The organism is Pseudomonas sp. JV245A (genome assembly GCF_032424515.1).
GTDB lineage: Bacteria > Pseudomonadota > Gammaproteobacteria > Pseudomonadales > Pseudomonadaceae > Aquipseudomonas > Aquipseudomonas protegens.
The window spans coordinates 1-2,610 of sequence record NZ_VYKE01000319.1 but is presented as its reverse complement, the minus strand read 5'-3'; the positions used below and the strand labels follow the sequence as shown (position 1 = coordinate 2,610).

At 64.2% G+C, this 2,610-nt stretch carries 2 protein-coding genes; one reads left to right on the top strand and one right to left on the bottom strand.

The features are described 5' to 3' along the window. On the top strand, nt 1–1,176 hold a 1,176-nt coding region (locus F6S12_RS31140), incomplete at its 5' end, for an MFS transporter (RefSeq protein WP_315869796.1). Between the two features lie 250 nt (nt 1,177–1,426). On the opposite strand, the gene F6S12_RS31135 is transcribed toward F6S12_RS31140, so the two are convergent. Further along, nucleotides 1,427–2,524, bottom strand: a complete 1,098-nt coding sequence (locus F6S12_RS31135) for a polyamine ABC transporter substrate-binding protein (protein WP_015635115.1) — start codon at nt 2,522–2,524, stop codon at nt 1,427–1,429. Nucleotides 2,525–2,610 lie beyond the last annotated feature (86 nt).

The following is a 2,610-nucleotide window of genomic DNA, read 5'->3' as shown; positions in this document are numbered from 1 at the left end:
GCGATGCTGATCACCCAGGTGGCGATCCTGTCCCAGCAGTTTCGTCAGGGCCGTGAGCGCAGCCGGGCCTTCGCCGCGTGGGGCGTGGTGTTCGGCATTGGCTTGGGGTTCGGGCCGATCATTGGCGGAGCGATCCTGTCGCTGTCCAGCTGGCCGTGGATTTTCCTGGTGCACGGGCCGCTGGCGCTGCTGACCCTGGGGCTTGCCGTAGCCGGGGTCGAGGAGGCCCGTCAGGCCCGGGCCGGCAAGCTCGATAGTGCCGGCATCGTGCTGCTGTCGCTGGCGGTGTTCGGCCTGACCTTTGTGCTGACCCAGGGCCCGACCCTGAGCCGCTTCAGCGCCCTGGCCGTGGTGCTTGCGACCCTGGGCTGCTTCGCTGCCTTTATCCGTGCCGAGCGCCGCAGCCGGCAACCGATGTTCGAGCTGGGGGTATTCAGGAACCGCCGGTTTTCCGGGGCGTTGCTGGGCTCCATGGGTATGAATTTCAGCTTCTGGCCGTTCATGATCTACCTGCCGATCTACTTCCACGGCGCCCTGGGCTACGACAGCCTGCACAGCGGACTGGCGCTGCTGGCCTATACCTTGCCGACCCTGATCCTGCCGCCCGTGGGTGAACGCCTGGCCCTGCGTTTCGAGGCCGGTTGGGTGATTCCTCTGGGGTTGTCCGGCATCGGCCTGGGCTTTGTGGCGATGTTTGGTGCCAGCCAGTGGGTCGTCAGCAGCGGTGTGCTCATGCTCCCCGGCGCGCTGCTGGCAGGGATCGGTCTGGGCATCTGCAATACGCCGGTGACCAATACCACCACTGGCTCGGTGCCCGTCGATCAGGCCGGCATGGCCTCGGGGATCGACATGAGTGCGCGGATGATTTCCCTGGCGCTGAACATTGCCTTTATGGGCTTGATCCTGGTGGCGGGGGTGGGCGCCTACCTGCGGCGTCACCTGAGTGGGGCGCTGGATGCCGGGCAACTGCGGGGTTGGGTGCAGCAGATTGCCTCTGGCAGCGGCTCTTTGGAAGCTTTGCCGTGGCTGGCGGAAGGTACGCCGCAGGCGGCCCTGGTCCATGGCTTTGGCTGGGTCATGCTGTACGGCGGCTTGAGTGTCTGGGGGCTGGCATTGTTCAGCCTGCTGATATTCGCCCCATGGCAGCAAAAGCCAGTGGAGTCGATCGCGCAGTAGCCGCTGCCGAGCGTTAGCGAGGCTGCGAAAGGGGCCGCAGGACCCTCTGTTGCCGGGATCGCCTATGTCGCTCCAGCCATTCGCGCCTGCGCCAGCGGCTGCAGGGAACGCAAAAAAGGCGCCCGAAGGCGCCAAGGATTCACCCCAACCGAGGGAGCCGGGTGAAGCCGTTCGCAGGAGTGTCGCGGTGGTAAGGCGCGACGTGAACGGAAAAAGGCGAGCGGTGCCCGCCAGCGGCGGGCAGCTTGAGTCATTTGCCCAGCTTGATCCTGGTCCAGCCGCGGTTCATCACGCGCTGGATGGCGATCGGCTGGTCCGGTACTGCGTAGAGGGTGGCCAATACGGCCTGGGGCGGGTAGGACGCCGGGTCGTTGCGGATCGCTTCGTCCACCAGCGGCGTGGCCGCCGCGTTGGCGTTGCTGTAGCCCAGGCTGTTGGTGACCTCGGCGATGATGTCCGCGCGCATCAGGAAATTCATGAACAGGTAGGCGTTGTCGACGTTGGTGGCGTCCTTGGGGATGGCCATCATGTCGTAGAAGCTGCCGGCGCCTTCCTTGGGAATGCTGAACGCGACCTTCTCCTTGTTGCCGGCCTCTTCGGCGCGGGAACGGGCCTGCAGCACGTCGCCGGAATAACCCACGGCCACGCAGATGTTGCCGTTGGCCAGGTCCGAGATGTACTTGGAGGAGTGGAAGTAGGTCACCGAAGGACGGATCTTCATGAACAGGGCTTCGGCTTCGAGGATCTGCGCCTTGTCCTTGCTGGTCACCGGGTAGCCCAGGTAGTGCAGGGCGGCGGGGAGCATCTCGGTGGGCGAGTCGAGGAAGCTGATGCCGCAGGCCTTGAGCTTCTCGGCGTTCTCCGGCTTGAACAGCAGGTCCCAGGAGTTGGTCGGGGCGTCGGCGCCCAGGGCCGCCTTGACCTTGTCCGGGTTGTAGCCAATGCCGATCGACCCCCACATGTAGGGAAAGGCATGGGCGTTGTCCGGGTCGCTGGCGGAGGCGTTTTTCAGCAGCACCGGGTTGAGGTTCTTCCAGTTGGGCAAGCGGGACTTGTCCAGTTCCTGGTAGACCCCGGCCTTGATCTGCTTGGCCAGGAAGCTGTTGGACGGCACCACGATGTCGTAGCCGGACTTGCCGGTGAGCAGGCGCGCTTCCAGGGTTTCGTTGCTGTCGAAGACGTCGTAGGTGACGTGGATGCCAGTCTCGGCCTCGAACTTCTTCAGGGTGTCCGGGGCGATGTAGTCCGACCAGTTGTAGACGCGCAGCACTTTGTCGTTGGCTTGAGCGCCGGTAACCATTGCGCCCATCAAGGACAGTGAGAGCAGAGTCCTGCCAAGCATTTTCATCACTACAACTCCATTTCTTATTGTGCAGATTGCTGCGTGTGCAACTCGAGGGTTCGGGGTGGGCCTTTTTCGCCAGCAAGCTGGCT

What these genes read in the sequence shown, in the direction of transcription:
- F6S12_RS31135 (WP_015635115.1), bottom strand. Translation starts at nt 2,524, where the DNA reads ATGAAAATGCTTGGCAGGACTCTGCTCTCACTGTCCTTGATGGGCGCA.